At 62.8% G+C, this 15,241-nt stretch carries 12 protein-coding genes and 1 pseudogene; 3 read left to right on the top strand and 10 right to left on the bottom strand.

Annotation, left to right across the window (positions count from 1 at the left end):
* The first annotated feature begins 43 nt into the window (after positions 1–43).
* Positions 44–1,384 (top strand): hemolysin family protein, encoded by a 1,341-nt coding sequence (locus NRG23_RS19935; protein WP_257371816.1) that lies wholly within the window; start codon positions 44–46, stop codon positions 1,382–1,384.
* Between the two features lie 205 nt (positions 1,385–1,589).
* Here NRG23_RS19935 and NRG23_RS19930 read toward each other — a convergent pair whose 3' ends face one another.
* The 10 genes and pseudogenes from NRG23_RS19930 to NRG23_RS19885 form a co-directional block, all read right to left on the bottom strand.
* Positions 1,590–2,486, bottom strand: coding sequence for a M23 family metallopeptidase (locus tag NRG23_RS19930; protein ID WP_009051601.1), 897 nt, complete (start codon positions 2,484–2,486; stop codon positions 1,590–1,592).
* A gap of 61 nt (positions 2,487–2,547) precedes the next feature.
* Complete coding sequence (locus NRG23_RS19925) at positions 2,548–2,862, bottom strand: helix-turn-helix domain-containing protein (RefSeq protein WP_016703130.1); 315 nt, start codon at positions 2,860–2,862, stop codon at positions 2,548–2,550.
* A gap of 7 nt (positions 2,863–2,869) precedes the next feature.
* Positions 2,870–3,190: pseudogene (locus tag NRG23_RS19920) on the bottom strand (type II toxin-antitoxin system RelE/ParE family toxin); the annotation flags it as partial.
* Between the two features lie 533 nt (positions 3,191–3,723).
* Positions 3,724–4,686 carry a response regulator gene (locus tag NRG23_RS19915; RefSeq protein ID WP_016703129.1) on the bottom strand — a complete coding sequence of 321 codons (963 nt, stop codon included), beginning with the start codon at positions 4,684–4,686 and terminating at the stop codon, positions 3,724–3,726.
* 168 nt (positions 4,687–4,854) lie between these two features.
* Positions 4,855–5,616 (bottom strand): phosphate signaling complex protein PhoU, encoded by a 762-nt coding sequence (gene phoU / locus NRG23_RS19910; RefSeq protein ID WP_007928528.1) that lies wholly within the window; start codon positions 5,614–5,616, stop codon positions 4,855–4,857.
* A gap of 118 nt (positions 5,617–5,734) precedes the next feature.
* Complete coding sequence (gene pstB / locus NRG23_RS19905; protein WP_009051604.1) at positions 5,735–6,568, bottom strand: phosphate ABC transporter ATP-binding protein PstB; 834 nt, start codon at positions 6,566–6,568, stop codon at positions 5,735–5,737.
* A 173-nt stretch (positions 6,569–6,741) separates the two neighbouring features.
* Entirely contained in the window at positions 6,742–8,412 is a 1,671-nt protein-coding gene (gene pstA, locus NRG23_RS19900; RefSeq protein WP_016703127.1) for a phosphate ABC transporter permease PstA, read from the bottom strand.
* A gap of 15 nt (positions 8,413–8,427) precedes the next feature.
* Positions 8,428–10,461 (bottom strand): ABC transporter permease subunit, encoded by a 2,034-nt coding sequence (locus tag NRG23_RS19895; protein WP_173424531.1) that lies wholly within the window; start codon positions 10,459–10,461, stop codon positions 8,428–8,430.
* 409 nt (positions 10,462–10,870) lie between these two features.
* A complete protein-coding gene (locus NRG23_RS19890) occupies positions 10,871–11,869 on the bottom strand; it encodes a phosphate ABC transporter substrate-binding protein PstS family protein (RefSeq protein ID WP_016703125.1) in 999 nt (332 codons plus the stop codon).
* A gap of 243 nt (positions 11,870–12,112) precedes the next feature.
* Complete coding sequence (locus NRG23_RS19885) at positions 12,113–13,411, bottom strand: MFS transporter (RefSeq protein WP_028683641.1); 1,299 nt, start codon at positions 13,409–13,411, stop codon at positions 12,113–12,115.
* Between the two features lie 388 nt (positions 13,412–13,799).
* Here NRG23_RS19885 and NRG23_RS19880 point away from each other — a divergent pair, with 388 nt between their 5' ends.
* Together NRG23_RS19880 and NRG23_RS19875 are read left to right on the top strand one after the other, a co-directional pair.
* Positions 13,800–14,204 carry an acyl-CoA thioesterase gene (locus tag NRG23_RS19880; RefSeq protein ID WP_003229628.1) on the top strand — a complete coding sequence of 135 codons (405 nt, stop codon included), beginning with the start codon at positions 13,800–13,802 and terminating at the stop codon, positions 14,202–14,204.
* Positions 14,205–14,276: 72 nt separating this feature from the next.
* Positions 14,277–15,176 (top strand): D-hexose-6-phosphate mutarotase, encoded by a 900-nt coding sequence (locus NRG23_RS19875; RefSeq protein ID WP_257371815.1) that lies wholly within the window; start codon positions 14,277–14,279, stop codon positions 15,174–15,176.
* The last annotated feature ends 65 nt before the right edge of the window (positions 15,177–15,241 follow it).

Raw genomic sequence — 15,241 nt, 5'->3', positions numbered from 1 at the left:
ATTTCTCTCTTTTTCGAATACACGGAACCCGCAAAACTCCATCATGGACCCTTCCCCTGGTTTTACCCTCGCGTCTCTTTTCGCCGACTTCGGCATGATTCTTTTTGCACTGCTCCTGGTTCTGCTCAACGGCTTTTTCGTAGCCGCCGAGTTCGCCATGGTCAAACTGCGCTCGACCCGGGTCGAGGCCATCGCCCACAAGAACGGCTGGCGCGGGCAGATCCTGCGCACCGTACACAGCCAGCTGGATGCCTACCTTTCCGCGTGCCAGCTGGGCATCACCCTGGCCTCCCTCGGCCTGGGTTGGGTCGGTGAGCCGGCCTTCGCCCACCTGCTGGCGCCACTGCTCAGCGCCGTGGGCGTGGACTCGGCGGAAGTGGTCAAGGGCGTGTCGTTCTTTACCGCCTTCTTCATCATTTCCTACCTACACATCGTGGTCGGCGAGCTGGCGCCCAAGTCCTGGGCGATCCGCAAGCCCGAGCGGCTGTCGCTGTGGACGGCGGTGCCGCTGTACCTGTTCTACTGGCTGATGTACCCGGCGATCTACCTGCTCAACGCCAGCGCCAACACTATCCTGCGCATTGCCGGCCAGGGCGAGCCCGGCCCGCATCACGAGCACCACTACAGCCGCGAAGAACTGAAGCTGATCCTGCACTCCAGCCGGGGCCAGGACCCCAGCGACCAGGGCATGCGCGTACTGGCCTCGGCCGTGGAAATGGGCGAGTTGGAAGTGGTGGACTGGGCCAATTCCCGGGAAGACCTGATCAGCGTGGAGTTCAACGCGCCGCTGAAGCAGATCCTCGCCCTGTTCCGCCGCCACAAGTTCAGCCGCTACCCGGTCTACGACAGCGAGCGCAACGAGTTCGTCGGCCTGCTGCACATCAAGGACCTGCTGCTGGAACTGGCGGCGCTGGACCACATCCCGGAATCGTTCAACCTGGCCGAGTTGACCCGCCCGCTGGAGCGCGTTTCCCGGCACATGCCGCTGTCGCAGCTGCTGGAACAATTCCGTAAAGGCGGTTCGCACTTCGCCCTGGTGGAGGAAGCCGACGGCAAGATCATCGGCTACCTGACCATGGAAGACGTGCTGGAAGTGCTGGTCGGCGACATCCAGGACGAACACCGCAAGGCCGAGCGCGGCATCCTCGCCTACCAGCCCGGCAAGTTGCTGGTGCGCGGCGATACCCCGCTGTTCAAGGTGGAACGCCTGCTGGGCATCGACCTGGACCATATCGAGGCCGAAACCCTCGCCGGCCTGGTCTACGAGACCCTGAAACGGGTACCGGAAGAAGAAGAGGTCATGGAAGTCGAAGGCCTGCGCATCATCATCAAGAAGATGAAAGGCCCGAAAATCGTCCTGGCCAAGGTGTTGATGCTCGATTGAGCAAGGCCTGAGCCCCCTATCGCGAGTAATCGACGCTCGATTGCTCGCGCCCCCCTCCCCTGATGACACCCGCCCCGCAGATCACCCTGTAGCCGCTGCCGAAGGCTGCGATAAGGCCGAAGGCCTTCAGCGATCTCAAGATCCTGCGCCCGCTTCGTCGGAGTGCCACCCAGGTCGATCGCAGCCTTCGGCAGCGGCTACACGGCTACTTTTTGCCTAGCGCGAAATTCGGCAGGCTGCCGATGGGCTGGTTGAACTGATAGGGAATCGACACCAGCCCCAGCCCCGTATTGCGCTGCACCACGAAGTGCAGGTGCGGGCCGCTGCTGTTGCCGGTGTTGCCCGACAGCGCCAGCGGGCTGCCCACCACGACCCGCTGGCCTTCACGCACGCATACCGAGCCGCGCTTGAGGTGCAGGTACACCCCCATGGTGCCGTCGTTGTGCAGCACCCGCACGAAATTGCCGGAAGGGTCGGTGCCGCGCCCGCTCTGGCGGTTCTCGGTCTTCACCACCACCCCGCCCCGCGCCGCGATGATCGGCGTGCCCTCGGGCATGGCGATGTCCATGGCATACCGGCTCTTGGGGCCGAAGTGGCTGTACCGGCCGTTGGCGCCCTGGGTCAGGCGAAAGGGGCCACCACGCCAGGGCAGCGGATAACGATAGGCCTGGGCGGCGCCTGCAGGGTCGCCCAGGGAATAACGGAACTGCGGGACATAGATCAGCGGCTTGCCCGCCTGCATCGCCGTGAGCTGCGCCAGGCGCTGTCGGCTGCGGGCCGGCAGTACCCGGCGAATCGGCTGCCTGGGGGCGCTGCGGATGTTCTTCAGGCCGGTAAACCCCAGCTCGATCTCCACCGGCGCATACAGGTCGTTACGCACAAAGACGCTGTCCACACCCCAGCTCTTCTCGACGTCCAGACGCACCTGGCGCTCCAGGTGCTCGACCATGCGATCGCGAAACACGAACACCTGGGCGCCCGGCGACGGACGGTCGCTGTAGGACACCACGCCGTTGGCGTCGGTGGACTTGTAGATGGTCATGGCCATGGCCGAGGTGGCAGCCAGCAACAGACCACAGGAAATCAGCAAGTGCGTGAACATGGGCAAGATTCTGAAGAAAGCCTGAAGTCAGGCTAGCAGCCCGACGTGGACTTTGTATGAATCAACCCTGCACCAGAGGTTCCGCTGCCGACGAACTGAAACTGATATCGACACCCAGTTGTGCGGCGTCGGAGAGATTGACCAGCGCATCCAGGGAAAACTTGTTGATCTTGCCGCTGAGCACGTCGTTGAGTCGCGGCTGGGTGATATTGAGCCGCCGGGCGGCCTCCTTCTGCGAAACGCCCCAGGCCTTGATGGTCTTGCCCAGTTCCAGCATGAGCTTGGAGCGCAGGCGCATATTGGCGGCTTCCTGCGGCGAACCTTCGAGCGCGTCCCAGACACTGGCGAAACGCTCGGTATGCATGTGATCGGTCATGGCGTGCACTTATCTCCTGAAGTCTGGCCCGAGCCAGCTCGATGTCCCGCGCTTCGGTCTTGCGGGTGGTCTTGCGCATGGCGTGCAGCACATAAATGGCCGCGGGCCGGTTGGCCACGTAAAACACCCGAAACGCCCCTGAATCCTCACTGATCCTGATCTCGAACACCCCCGGCCCCACGGTTTTCATCGACCGGCAGTCATAGGGCTGCTCGCCCTGCTGCAACAGATCCAGTTGAAAACCCGCGGCCCTTCGCGCATCCAGCGGAAAAGCCCGGAGGTCCCGGAGCGCGCTCCCGACAAACACCACATCCTTGTGCCTAGGCATCGAACCTCTCCCGTGACTGACCCCGGAGAGGTTAAACAACCCGACCGCCACAGCGCGCGGCCGGGTTGTTTCAAAGCGTGGCCAGGCACAAGAAAAGCCGAAAGCACAGACCACAACCTATATCAGTACAGATATAAATCAACCTGAAAAACCGAGAATCGGACACACGGCAGCAAACCACCGTCTCTCCCCCAACACCTTGTGCTGCGTGGCCTGCAAGACATCACAGCCATCCTCCAGCAACGGATGCAAGGCCTGGGTGACACGCCCCAGATCACCTTCGTCAGCGTGCAGAAGCGTGGTACAGGAAAGTGTTTGCAGCAGGTTTCGCGTGGCGCTCCGACGAAGCGGGTACAGTTTTTTGAGATCGCTGAAGGCCTTCGGCCTTATCGCAGCCTGCGGCAGCGGCTACAGGGTCGGGGGCAGCCGTCCAGAACATGTGGCGCCAGAACGGACGTCATCGCGGGCAAGCCTCGCTCCTACAGAAGCGTGGTTGCCCGTGAAATAGTGGTCAGGAACGGGGCTGAGAGGACTCAGGCGCCGGGGACGAAGTGTTTCTGCGCCGTGCCGCGGGCGATCAGGCGGGAGATGTAATCGAGCTTCTGCGCATCCTGGTCGACGAAGCGGAAGGTCAGCTGCAGCCACTCGCTGTCCGGCTTCGGCTCATACGCCACCACTGCATGCAGGTAGCCGTTCAGGCGCGCCACTTCGGCATTGTCACCCTGCTCCAGGTCCAGCACCGCGCTGTCGAGCACCTGCGGCAGCGTATCGGTACGCTTCACCACCAACAGCGCCTCCTTGATGCTCAGCGCCTTGATCACGCACTGCTGGGTACCGCTGGGCAGGCGCAACTGGCCCTGGCCGCGACCACTGGCAGGCGCAGCGGCGGCAGGAGCCGGCGCCTTCACCGGCGGGCTGTTGAGCAGGCCACGGGACGGCGCAGCAGCGGGAGCAGGAGCAGAGACGACAGCAGGCTTGGCAAACGGATTGACCGCCGCAGCCGCCGGCGCGGCGCCGATGACTTCGGCCTTGCCACCGGTCAGGGCACTCAGGGAGTCGTTGCCGAACGCCGAGTTCATCTTGGTCGGCGCGCTGTTCATCAGGGTGTCGAGCTTGCCGACCTTGTTCAGCGCCTGCTTGACCTTGGTCAGCAGCTGCTCGTTGGTGAACGGTTTGCTGACGTAGCCGGAGACGCCGGCCTGGATCGCCTGCACCACGTTCTCCTTGTCGCCACGACTGGTGACCATGATGAACGGCATGGCCTTCATCGCTTCCTGGCCGCGGCACCAGGTCAGCAGCTCCAGGCCGGACATTTCCGGCATTTCCCAGTCGCACAGGACCAGGTCGAAGGCTTCACGGGCCAGCAGGGCCTGGGCTTTACGGCCGTTGATGGCGTCCTCGATCTTGATGCCAGGGAAGTAGTTGCGCAGACACTTCTTCACCAGGTCACGAATGAACGAAGCGTCATCCACCACCAACACACTTACCTTACTCATCGACCACCCCTTTAAAAATCCCGGCTAGCATAACGCTTTACTGATGGCACTTTGCCAAAACTCTTCAGTCACGCCAGGACTTTTCGTTCGCGGGCGCTGCTTTTCAAGTTCAATCCCCATAAACGAAAACGCCCGGCCAAAAGGGCCGGGCGCTTCTCTCGGGCAACCTTACTTATCGTCAGCTTCACCCGGAACATTAGCGCTTTCGGCGCTTGTGCCTTCAACTTCTTCCTTCATCCGCTTGAGCCCCAGATGGCGCACATCGGTGCCGCGCACCAGGTAAATCACCAGCTCCGAGATGTTGCGCGCGTGGTCGCCGATCCGCTCCAGGGAGCGCAGGACCCAGATGATGCTCAGAACGCGCGAGATCGAACGCGGATCTTCCATCATGTAGGTGGCCAGCTCGCGCAGCGCGGTCTTGTACTCACGGTCGATGATCTTGTCGTACTGGGCCACCGACAGCGCCAGGTCGGCGTCGAAACGGGCAAAGGCGTCCAGCGCATCGCGGACCATGTTGCGCACCTGGTCGCCGATGTGCCGCACTTCCACGTAGCCGCGCGGGGCCTCGCCTTCTTCGCACAGCTGGATGGCACGCCGGGCGATCTTGGTCGATTCGTCGCCGATGCGCTCCAGGTCGATCACCGACTTGGAGATGCTGATGATCAGGCGCAGGTCGGAAGCCGCCGGCTGGCGACGGGCGAGAATGCGCAGGCATTCTTCGTCGATGTTGCGTTCCATCTGGTTGATCTGGTCGTCGATCTCGCGCACCTGCTGGGCGAGCCCCGAGTCGGCTTCGATCAGCGCGGTGACGGCGTCGTTGACTTGTTTCTCGACCAGCCCGCCCATCGCCAGGAGGTGGCTGCGCACCTCCTCGAGTTCGGCGTTGAACTGCTGGGAGATGTGGTGAGTAAGGCCTTCCTTCGAAATCATCTTGTTCACTCCGCGAAAGTTGCAAGCTTCAAGCTGCAAGCTTCAAGCAGTTAAATATTGATCCGGTACCGCACCATTTCTGTCTTGCCGCTTGAAGCTTGCGGCTTGCAGCTGCTTCCTAGCCGTAACGACCGGTGATGTAGTCTTCGGTCTGCTTCTTCGCCGGATTGGTGAACAGGGTGTCGGTGTCGCCGAATTCCACCAGTTTGCCCATGTACATGAACGCCGTGTAGTCGGAGACCCGCGCGGCCTGTTGCATGTTGTGGGTCACGATCACGATGGTGAACTTCGATTTCAGTTCGTAGATCAGTTCTTCGACCTTCAGGGTGGAAATCGGGTCGAGTGCCGAGCAGGGTTCGTCGAGCAGCAGCACTTCCGGCTCCACGGCGATGGTCCGGGCGATCACCAGACGCTGCTGCTGACCACCGGACAGGCCGAGCGCCGAGTCGTGCAGGCGGTCCTTGACCTCGTCCCACAGCGCCGCGCCCTTGAGGGCCCACTCGACGGCCTCGTCGAGGATGCGTTTCTTGTTGATGCCCTGGATACGCAGGCCGTAGACCACGTTCTCGTAGATGGTTTTCGGGAACGGGTTGGGCTTCTGGAACACCATGCCCACGCGGCGACGCAGCTCGGCGACGTCTTCGCCCTTGCGGTAGATGTTGTTGCCGTAGAGGTTGATCTCGCCTTCCACGCGGCAGCCGTCCACCAGGTCGTTCATCCGGTTGAAGGTGCGCAGCAGGGTCGACTTGCCGCAGCCGGACGGGCCGATGAAGGCCGTCACGCGCTGCTTCGGAATGTTCATGCTGACGTCGAACAGCGCCTGCTTCTCACCGTAGAACAGGCTCAGGCCCGGGACTTCGATGGCCACGGTTTCCTGCTCCAGGCTCAGGCTCTGCTTGTCGCGGCCCAGGGCCGACATGTTGATGCCGTGGGTATGTGCTTCTTGCTGCATGGGTAACTCCCTACGCTAACAAATTCGTTTCAGTGAGCCGCTGGCCTTGCCAGCGGTAACGCCGTTCTCTGTAGGAGCGAGCTTGCTCGCGAAAGGATGGTGAGACCAACGCAGCGTCTGCGCCTGGAAGATCCCATCGCGAGCAAGCTCGCTCCTACAGGGGGTGGCGGTGATTAACTGTCCAGTGCCTTGTATTTCTCGCGCAGGTGGTTGCGAATCCACACTGCCGACAGGTTGAGCGTCGCGATCACCAGCACCAGCAACAGCGCCGTGGCGTACACCAGCGGCCGTGCGGCCTCGACGTTCGGGCTCTGGAAGCCGACGTCGTAGATATGGAAGCCCAGGTGCATGATCTTCTGGTCCAGGTGCAGGTACGGGTAGTTGCCGTCCACCGGCAGCGACGGCGCCAGTTTCACCACACCCACCAGCATCAGCGGCGCCACTTCACCGGCGGCGCGGGCCACGGCGAGGATCATGCCGGTCATCATCGCCGGGCTGGCCATCGGCAGCACGATCTTCCACAGGGTTTCCGCCTTGGTCGCGCCAAGGGCCAGGGAACCTTCACGCACGGTGCGGGGAATCCGCGCCAGGCCTTCCTCGGTGGCCACGATCACCACCGGCACCGCCAGCAGCGCCAGGGTCAGGGAGGCCCAGAGCAGGCCCGGAGTACCGAAGGTCGGCGCCGGCAAGGCTTCCGGGAAGAACAAGCGGTCGAGGGAGCCGCCCAGCACATAGACGAAGAAGCCCAGGCCGAACACGCCGTAGACGATGGCCGGAACACCCGCCAGGTTGTTCACCGCGATGCGGATCACCCGGGTCAGGGTGTTCTGCTTGGCGTATTCGCGCAGGTACACCGCCGCCAGCACGCCGAACGGGGTCACGATCATCGCCATGATCAGGGTCATCATCACGGTACCGAAAATCGCCGGGAAGATGCCGCCTTCGGTGTTAGCTTCACGCGGGTCGTCGCTGAGGAATTCCCAGACCTTGCTGAAGTAGAAACCCATTTTGGTCAGGGTGCCCATGCCGTTCGGCTGGTAGGCGTGCACCACCTTGCCCAGGCTGATTTCCACTTCCTTGCCGTTGGCGTCCCGGGCAGTGAGGCTGTCGCGGTTGAACTGCGCGTGCAGGTCGCTGAGGCGGGCCTCGACGTCCTGGTAACGGGCGTTCAGCTCGGCGCGTTCGCTTTCCATGTCGGCCTGGGCGGCGGCATCGAGCTTGCCGTCCAGTTCCAGTTTGCGACCGTGCAGGCGGATACGCTCGAGGCCGGCGTTGATCGCGCCGATGTCGACTTTCTCCAGGGTCTTGAGCTGGGCAGCCAGCTTGCTCACCCGCTCGATCCGCGCCTGCAGTTCCGGCCAGGCCGCTTCGCCTTCGGCGATGACCTTGCCATCCTGCTTGACGTTGACCAGGTAGCCGTAGAAGTTGCCCCACTCGCGCCGCTCGATGGCCATCAGCTCCGGCGGCGTGGTCTGGTTGGTCAGCCAGTCGCCGACGATCCAGGTGAAGTCGTTGCCGTTCAGGTCACGGTTGCCGACCTTGATCAGCTCGCGGGTCATGAACTCGGGGCCTTCGTCCGGCACCGGCAGGCCGGCGCTCTTCAGGCGTGCCCGCGGCACTTCTTCTTTCTGTACCACTTCGCCGATGACCAGGTGGTTGGCCTGGCCCGGTACGTCGTAGTGGGCATGCACCAGGTCCGCCGGCCAGAAGTGGCCCAGGCCGCGCACGGCGATCACCGCCAGCAGGCCGATGGTCATGATGACCGCGATGGACACCGCGCCACCGCTGATCCAGACGCCCGGGGCGCCGCTCTTGAACCAGTCTTTTAGGGAGTTCTGTTTCACAGACTTCTACCTTTCTTAAAGCGACGAGTATTTCTTGCGCAGACGCTGACGGATCAGCTCGGCGAGGGTGTTCATGACGAAGGTGAACAGCAGCAGCACCAGCGCCGAGAGGAACAGCACGCGGTAGTGGCTGCCGCCGACTTCCGACTCCGGCATTTCCACCGCGACGTTGGCCGCCAGGGTGCGCAGGCCTTCGAACAGGTTCATTTCCATGACCGGGGTGTTGCCGGTGGCCATCAGCACGATCATGGTTTCGCCGACCGCGCGGCCCATGCCGATCATCAGCGCCGAGAAAATGCCCGGGCTGGCAGTGAGGATCACCACGCGGGTCATGGTCTGCCACGGGGTCGCGCCCAGGGCCAGGGAGCCCAGGGTCAGGCCGCGCGGCACGCTGAACACGGCGTCTTCGGCGATCGAGTAGATGTTCGGGATTACCGCGAAGCCCATGGCCAGGCCGACCACCAGGGCGTTGCGCTGGTCGTAGGTGATGCCCAGGTCGTGGGAGATCCACATGCGCATGTCGCCGCCGAAGAACCAGTTCTCCATGAACGGGCTCATGTACAGCGAGAACCAGCCCACCAGGATGATCACCGGGATCAGGATCGCGCTTTCCCAGCCGTCCGGCACCTTGAGGCGCACCGACTCGGGCAGGCGGCTGAAGATGAAACCAGCCACCAGGATACCGATCGGCAGCAGCATCAGCAGGCTGAAGATGCCCGGCAGATGGCCTTCGACATAAGGCGCGAGGAACAGGCCGGCGAAGAAGCCGAGGATCACCGTCGGCATCGCTTCCATCAGCTCGATCACCGGCTTGACCTTGCGGCGCATGCCCGGGGCCATGAAGTAAGCGGTGTAGATCGCCGCGGCGACCGCCAGCGGCGCCGCCAGCAGCATCGCGTAGAACGCTGCCTTCAAAGTACCGAAGGTCAGGGGCGAGAGGCTCAGCTTGGGTTCAAAGTCGGTGTTGGCCGCGGTCGATTGCCAGACGTATTTAGGCTCGTCGTAGTTCTCGTACCAGACCTTGCTCCACAGCGCGCTCCAGGACACTTCCGGGTGCGGGTTGTCGAGCACCAGCGGTTGCAGCTTGCCGCCGGCTTCGACGATCACCCGGTTGGCCCGTGGCGACAGGCCGAACAGGCCTTCGCCCTCGACCACCTGGTCCACCAGCAGGGTGCGGTGCGCGGTGCTGTGGAACACGCCGAGCTTGCCCGAGGCGTCCAGCGCGACGAAGCCTTTGCGGCGCTCTTCGGCGGTGATTTCGATGATTGGCGTGGTGCCCATCTGGAAGGTGCGGATCTGCTTCAGGCGCAGTTCACCGTCCGGATCGCGGGCCATGAACCACTGGGCCAGGCCGCCCTTGGAGGTACCGATGATCAGCGAGATGCCGCCCACCAGCTGGGTGCTGGCCGTCACTTCGGCATTGGCATCCTCCAGCAGCTTGTAGCGACCGTTGAGGCTCTTGTCGCGCAGGCTGAACACGTCGGCCTGGGCACGCCCGTTGATCACGTACAGCCACTGTTGGCGCGGGTCGATGTACATGGCCTTGACCGGTTCGGTCATCTGCGGCAGCTCGATGCGGTTCTGCTCGCTGGTGACCTCGCCGGTCATCATGTTTTCTTCGCGGGTCAGCTGCAGCACGTGCAGTTGCGCGCCGCTGGAACCGGCCACCACCAGCGCCGAATCGGTGGCGTTGAGGTTGACGTGCTCCAGGGCACCGCCCTGCTCGTTCAGCACGATCGGGGTTTCACCGTAGGGGTATTCGATGGCCGGCGAGATGGTCTTCTTGCCGTCCGGGTAGCTGACCTTATAGGTGTGGCGGAACACCAGCGCCTGGCCGTTGGACAGGCCAACCACCACCAGCGGGCTGCCCGGCTGATCCTTGCCGATGGCGGTCACGGTGGCGCCAGCCGGGATCGGCAGGTCGACACGACGCAGCTCGGCACCGTTGTCGATGTCGAAGAACAGCGCCTGGCCCTTGTCGGAAACCCGCATGCCGACCTGGTTCTGCTCTTCCAGGGAGAACATCAGCGGCTTGCCGGCGTCCTGCATCCAGGCAGGGGTCAGCGGGTCCTTGGCGGTCAGGTCGGCGCCCTGGAACAGGGGCAGCACGACATAGGCGAGGAAGAAGAAGATCAAGGTGATCGCGGCCAGCACGGCCAGACCGCCGACGAGGACGTACCAACGGGTCAGGCGATCTTTCAGCGCGCGGATGCGGCGCTTGCGTTGCAGCTCAGGCGTATTGAAGTCAATGCGCTTGGGGGGAGAAGTCGGAGTCATGGTGGAGTTGGCCAGATCATTCATGCGCACACCCTAGCGATCCTGTATGACAGAAAGATGACAATGCAGTGACGCAACAAATCCGCCGCGTAGCAGAGCTGGCAGCGGATCGAAAATTGGGGGGTGTAGGAGCGAGCCCGCTCGCTCCTACAAGGTCCGGGACTGGCCCGGACCTAAGGTGTTACTTCTTTACGACAGCAGAGCCTTCCTGCAGGCCCAGGTCAGCCAGTGCCTTGGCGGCGACTTTGGCTGGCAGTGGGATGTAGCCGTCTTTCACCACGACTTCCTGGCCCTGTTTCGACAGAACCAGTTTCACGAACTCGGCTTCCAGCGGGGCCAGAGGCTTGTTCGGGGCCTTGTTGATGTACACGTACAGGAAGCGGGACAGCGGGTACTTGCCGTTCAGGGCGTTTTCTTCGGTGTCTTCGATGAAGTCGCTGCTGCCTTTCTTGGCCAGGGCCACGGTCTTCACGCTGGCGGTCTTGTAGCCGATGCCCGAGTAGCCGATGCCGTTCAGCGAGGAACTGATGGACTGGACCACCGAAGCCGAACCTGGCTGTTCGTTGACGTTAGGCTTGTAGTCGCCTTTGCACAGGGCTTCTTCCTTGAAGTAGCCGTAGGTGCCGGATACCGAGTTACGACCGAACAGCTGGACCGGCTTGTTGGCCAGGTCGCCGGTCACGCCCAGGTCGCCCCAGGTCTTGACGTCGGCTTTGGCGCCGCACAGGCGGGTCGAGGAGAAGATCGCGTCAACCTGTTCCATGGTCAGGTGCTGGATCGGGTTGTCCTTGTGCACGAACACCGCCAGGGCGTCCACGGCAACCGGGATGGCGGTTGGCTTGTAGCCGTACTTCTGCTCGAAGGCAGCCAGTTCGGTGTCCTTCATCTTGCGGCTCATCGGGCCCAGGTTGGAGGTGCCTTCGGTTAGCGCAGGTGGCGCGGTGGCGGAGCCAGCGGCCTGAATCTGGATGTTTACGTTCGGGTATTCTTTTTTGTAGTGCTCGGCCCACAGGGTCATGAGGTTGGCCAGGGTATCGGAGCCGACGCTGGACAGGTTGCCCGACACACCAGTGGTCTTGGTGTAGCTCGGGATAGCAGGGTCAACAGCGGCAACCGCGTGGGCAGTCGCAACGCCAGCAGCGACAAAAGTCATTGCCGCCATCAAACGCTTCAGTTTCATGCCTTACTCCTAGCAGATAGGGTGTGTTAAGTCGGGCCAAGTATCTGTAGGCCGTGTGAACACTCTATGGCTGAAATATGACAATTAGATGAAAGGCCAGCATTCGCGATGGAAGGCTGGCCTTTCTTTATAGAGGGTTTTGTAGCCGCTGCCGAAGGCTGCGATCGACCCGAAGGGTCGCGACGATCGTCAGCGCGCAGAAGGGCCTGCGGCCTTGCGGCAGCGGCTACAGGAAGGCCCGGATCAGCGATCCTTTTTCCACAGGTACAGGCCGACCAGGATCCCGATGCTGCAAATAATTGCAACATAATAGGCCGGGCCCATCGGGCTCTCCTTGAGCAGCGCGGTCACCACCATCGGCGTCAGGCCACCGAAGATCGCGTAGGCCAGGTTGTAGGAGAACGACAGGCCGCTGAAGCGCACCACCGCCGGGAACGCCTTGACCATCACATAAGGCACCGCGCCGATGGTGCCCACCAGCAGGCCGGTCAGCGCGTACAGCGGGAACAGCCAGTCCGGGTGATCCAGCAGGCTGTGGTAGAAGGTCCAGGAAGTCGCCAGCAGCAGCGCACTGCCGAACACGAACACCCGGCCCGCGCCAAAACGGTCGGCCAGCGCACCGGACGCCACGCACCCCAGGCTGAGGAACACGATCGCCAGGCTGTTGGCCTGCAACGCGGTGGTCGGGCTGAAGTGATAGACCGTCTGCAATACGGTCGGGGTCATCAGGATCACCACGATGATCCCGGCGGACAGCAGCCAGGTCAGCAGCATCGAGAGAATGATCGCGCTGCGGTGGTCGCGCAGCACTGCGCGCAGCGGCACTTCCTCGGCCAGGGCCTTGCGCAGTTGCAGCTCGGCGAACACCGGGGTTTCGTGCAGCCAGCGGCGCAAGTACACCGAGAACAGACCGAACACGCCGCCCAACAGGAAAGGAATCCGCCAGGCGTAATCGGCGACTTCGCCCGGGGTGTAGATGCTGTTGATCGCGGTGGCCACTAGCGAACCCAGGAGGATGCCGGCGGTCAGGCCCGAGGTCAGGGTGCCGCAGGCGTAGCCGATATGCCGCTGCGGTACATGCTCGGAAACGAACACCCAGGCGCCCGGCACTTCACCGCCGATGGCCGCCCCCTGGATCACCCGCATCAGCAGCAACAGGATCGGCGCCCACATGCCGATCTGCGCGTAGGTCGGCAGCAGGCCCATGATCAGGGTCGGCACCGCCATCATGAAAATACTCAGGGTGAACATCTTCTTGCGCCCGAGCAGGTCGCCGAAGTGCGCCATGACAATCCCGCCCAGGGGCCGGGCCAGGTAGCCGGCGGCGAAGATCCCGAAGGTCTGCATCAGGCGCAGCCACTCGGGCATGTCCGCCGGAAAGAACAGCTTGCCGACCACCGTGGCGAAGAACACGAAAATGATGAAATCGTAGAACTCCAGCGCGCCGCCCAAAGCGGACAGCGACAGGGTCTTGTAGTCATTGCGGGTCAACGGACGAGCCGGTTGCGCGGGCTGCGCGACGCTCGAAGGCACAGTGGTCATGGCAAGGGCTTCTCTTATAGTCGGTTCTGGAAGCCGCAACAGCGCTGGTTGTGGCCTGGCAGGTTCGGCACGATAGCAAATTGTTCGAAAAAGCACATAGATGTGCACAATTGACAGTCAAAATCAGAACCGGATGGTCGTCGCGGAGCCTGTCGACCGATATACTCGCAGGCATTGGAGCAAAGCCGCCCCGGCAAGGGTTGCTGTGCGAAAACGCCGCTGGGCGCCCCAGGCGCCGACTCGGCCAGCCGGTTTCGCAGAGTTTCCCTTTAGTACGCCTTACGAAGAACGTGACGAACGTAGTATGTTCGGGCTGAATCGTTTTTCCTCAAGACGGCTATTCACCTGAAGTACCAATGAAGAGTCACGGGTCAGAGGCACCCCCGGCATGATAGAGCTCGAACAAGAAGATCCGATCCCGCAAGGCGACCTGGCCCTGCAAATCACCGCGCTTCCCCGCGAAACCAACGGCTTTGGCGATATTTTCGGCGGCTGGCTGGTGGCCCAGATGGACCTGGCGGGCACCGCCATGGCCAGTCGCGTGGCTGGCGGACGTGTCGCCACCGTCGCCATCGACCGCATGGCATTCCTGGTGCCGGTAGCGGTTGGCGCGCAGCTTTCCTTTTATACCCAGACCCTGGAAATCGGACGCAGCTCGATCCAGATGATGGTCGAGGTCTGGAGCGACGATCCGTTGTCCAGCGAATGGCGCAAGGTCACCGAGGCGGTGTTCGTGTTCGTTGCCATCGACGGCAGCGGCCGCACCCGCTCGGTTCCACCCAGAGCCCGCTGAATTCGGCGAGGGTTAAACCCGGCGGCTGTTACGTGGTCCATAGCAGCCCTGCTTTTGAACGAGAACAGCACCATGCCTACCCCTCACGTTGAAACGGTGAAACTGGATGAACTGAACTGCTGGCGCATCCGCCACGGTCAGGCCGAACTGCTGGTGGCCCAGCAAGGCGCGCACATCCTCAGCTATCAATTGGCCGGGCAACCGCCGCTGATCTGGCTCAACGACGAGGCCGTGTTCAAGACCGGCAAAAGCATTCGCGCCGGCGTTCCGGTGTGCTGGCCGTGGTTCGGCAATTTCGCGCGCAACCCGCAAAGCGTCCAGGCCATGCGCCAGGGCAGCGAGCCGGCCGGAGCCCACGGCCTGGTCCGCGCCACCGACTGGGAACTGCTGGGCATCGAGGCCGAAGGCGAAAGCCTGCTGGTGGAACTGCAACTGCCGATCCCCGAAGGTGGGCTGCCAGGCTGGCCGCATCAGGTCGAGCTGAAGCTGAGCATCCGTCTCGACGACCAGCTGCAGATCAACCTCACCAGCCACAACCTGGGCGACAACAGCGTCACCATCAGCCAGGCGCTGCACAGCTACTTCGCGGTCAGCGATGTGCGCAAGGTGCATGTCGAAGGGCTGGATGGCCTGAACTACATCGAGACCCTGGATGACTGGAAGACCCGGCAGCAGTCCGGCGACCTGCATTTCACCGGCGAGACCGACCGCATCTACCTCGATCCACCACCACAGCTGAGCATCGTCGACCCGGCCTGGGAGCGACGCATCCAGCTGACCAGCAACGGCTCGCGCTCGGCGGTGATCTGGAACCCCTGGATTGCCCGCGCCGAGCAGTTCAGCGACATGGCCAACGATGGCTGGCAACGCATGCTGTGCATCGAGACCGCCAACGTGATGGATGACGTGGTGACCCTGGCGCCGGGCGCCAGTCATACCCTGGGTGTGAGCGTTACCAGCGTGCCGCTGTAACGCCAGGTTCTTTCTGCGCGAGCAGTCGGGTCGAGGCTCGATTGCTCGCGATGAATGACCCACAT

Source organism: Pseudomonas sp. T8 (genome assembly GCF_024610635.1).
Classification (GTDB): domain Bacteria; phylum Pseudomonadota; class Gammaproteobacteria; order Pseudomonadales; family Pseudomonadaceae; genus Aquipseudomonas; species Aquipseudomonas chlororaphis_I.
The sequence above is the reverse complement of the archived record's forward strand: the minus strand, read 5'-3'. Positions and strand labels throughout refer to the sequence as shown.

Bases quoted from the DNA above. Each gene is read 5' to 3' on its own strand.
- NRG23_RS19930 (WP_009051601.1), bottom strand. From the start codon at position 2,486: ATGTTCACGCACTTGCTGATTTCCTGTGGTCTGTTGCTGGCTGCCACC.
- phoU (WP_007928528.1), bottom strand. From the start codon at position 5,616: ATGATTTCGAAGGAAGGCCTTACTCACCACATCTCCCAGCAGTTCAAC.
- NRG23_RS19890 (WP_016703125.1), bottom strand. From the start codon at position 11,869: ATGAAACTGAAGCGTTTGATGGCGGCAATGACTTTTGTCGCTGCTGGC.
- NRG23_RS19885 (WP_028683641.1), bottom strand. From the start codon at position 13,411: ATGACCACTGTGCCTTCGAGCGTCGCGCAGCCCGCGCAACCGGCTCGT.
- NRG23_RS19915 (WP_016703129.1), bottom strand. From the start codon at position 4,686: ATGAGTAAGGTAAGTGTGTTGGTGGTGGATGACGCTTCGTTCATTCGT.
- pstB (WP_009051604.1), bottom strand. From the start codon at position 6,568: ATGCAGCAAGAAGCACATACCCACGGCATCAACATGTCGGCCCTGGGC.
- NRG23_RS19925 (WP_016703130.1), bottom strand. From the start codon at position 2,862: ATGACCGATCACATGCATACCGAGCGTTTCGCCAGTGTCTGGGACGCG.
- NRG23_RS19880 (WP_003229628.1), top strand. From the start codon at position 13,800: ATGATAGAGCTCGAACAAGAAGATCCGATCCCGCAAGGCGACCTGGCC.
- NRG23_RS19875 (WP_257371815.1), top strand. From the start codon at position 14,277: ATGCCTACCCCTCACGTTGAAACGGTGAAACTGGATGAACTGAACTGC.
- NRG23_RS19935 (WP_257371816.1), top strand. From the start codon at position 44: ATGGACCCTTCCCCTGGTTTTACCCTCGCGTCTCTTTTCGCCGACTTC.
- NRG23_RS19895 (WP_173424531.1), bottom strand. From the start codon at position 10,461: ATGCAGGACGCCGGCAAGCCGCTGATGTTCTCCCTGGAAGAGCAGAAC.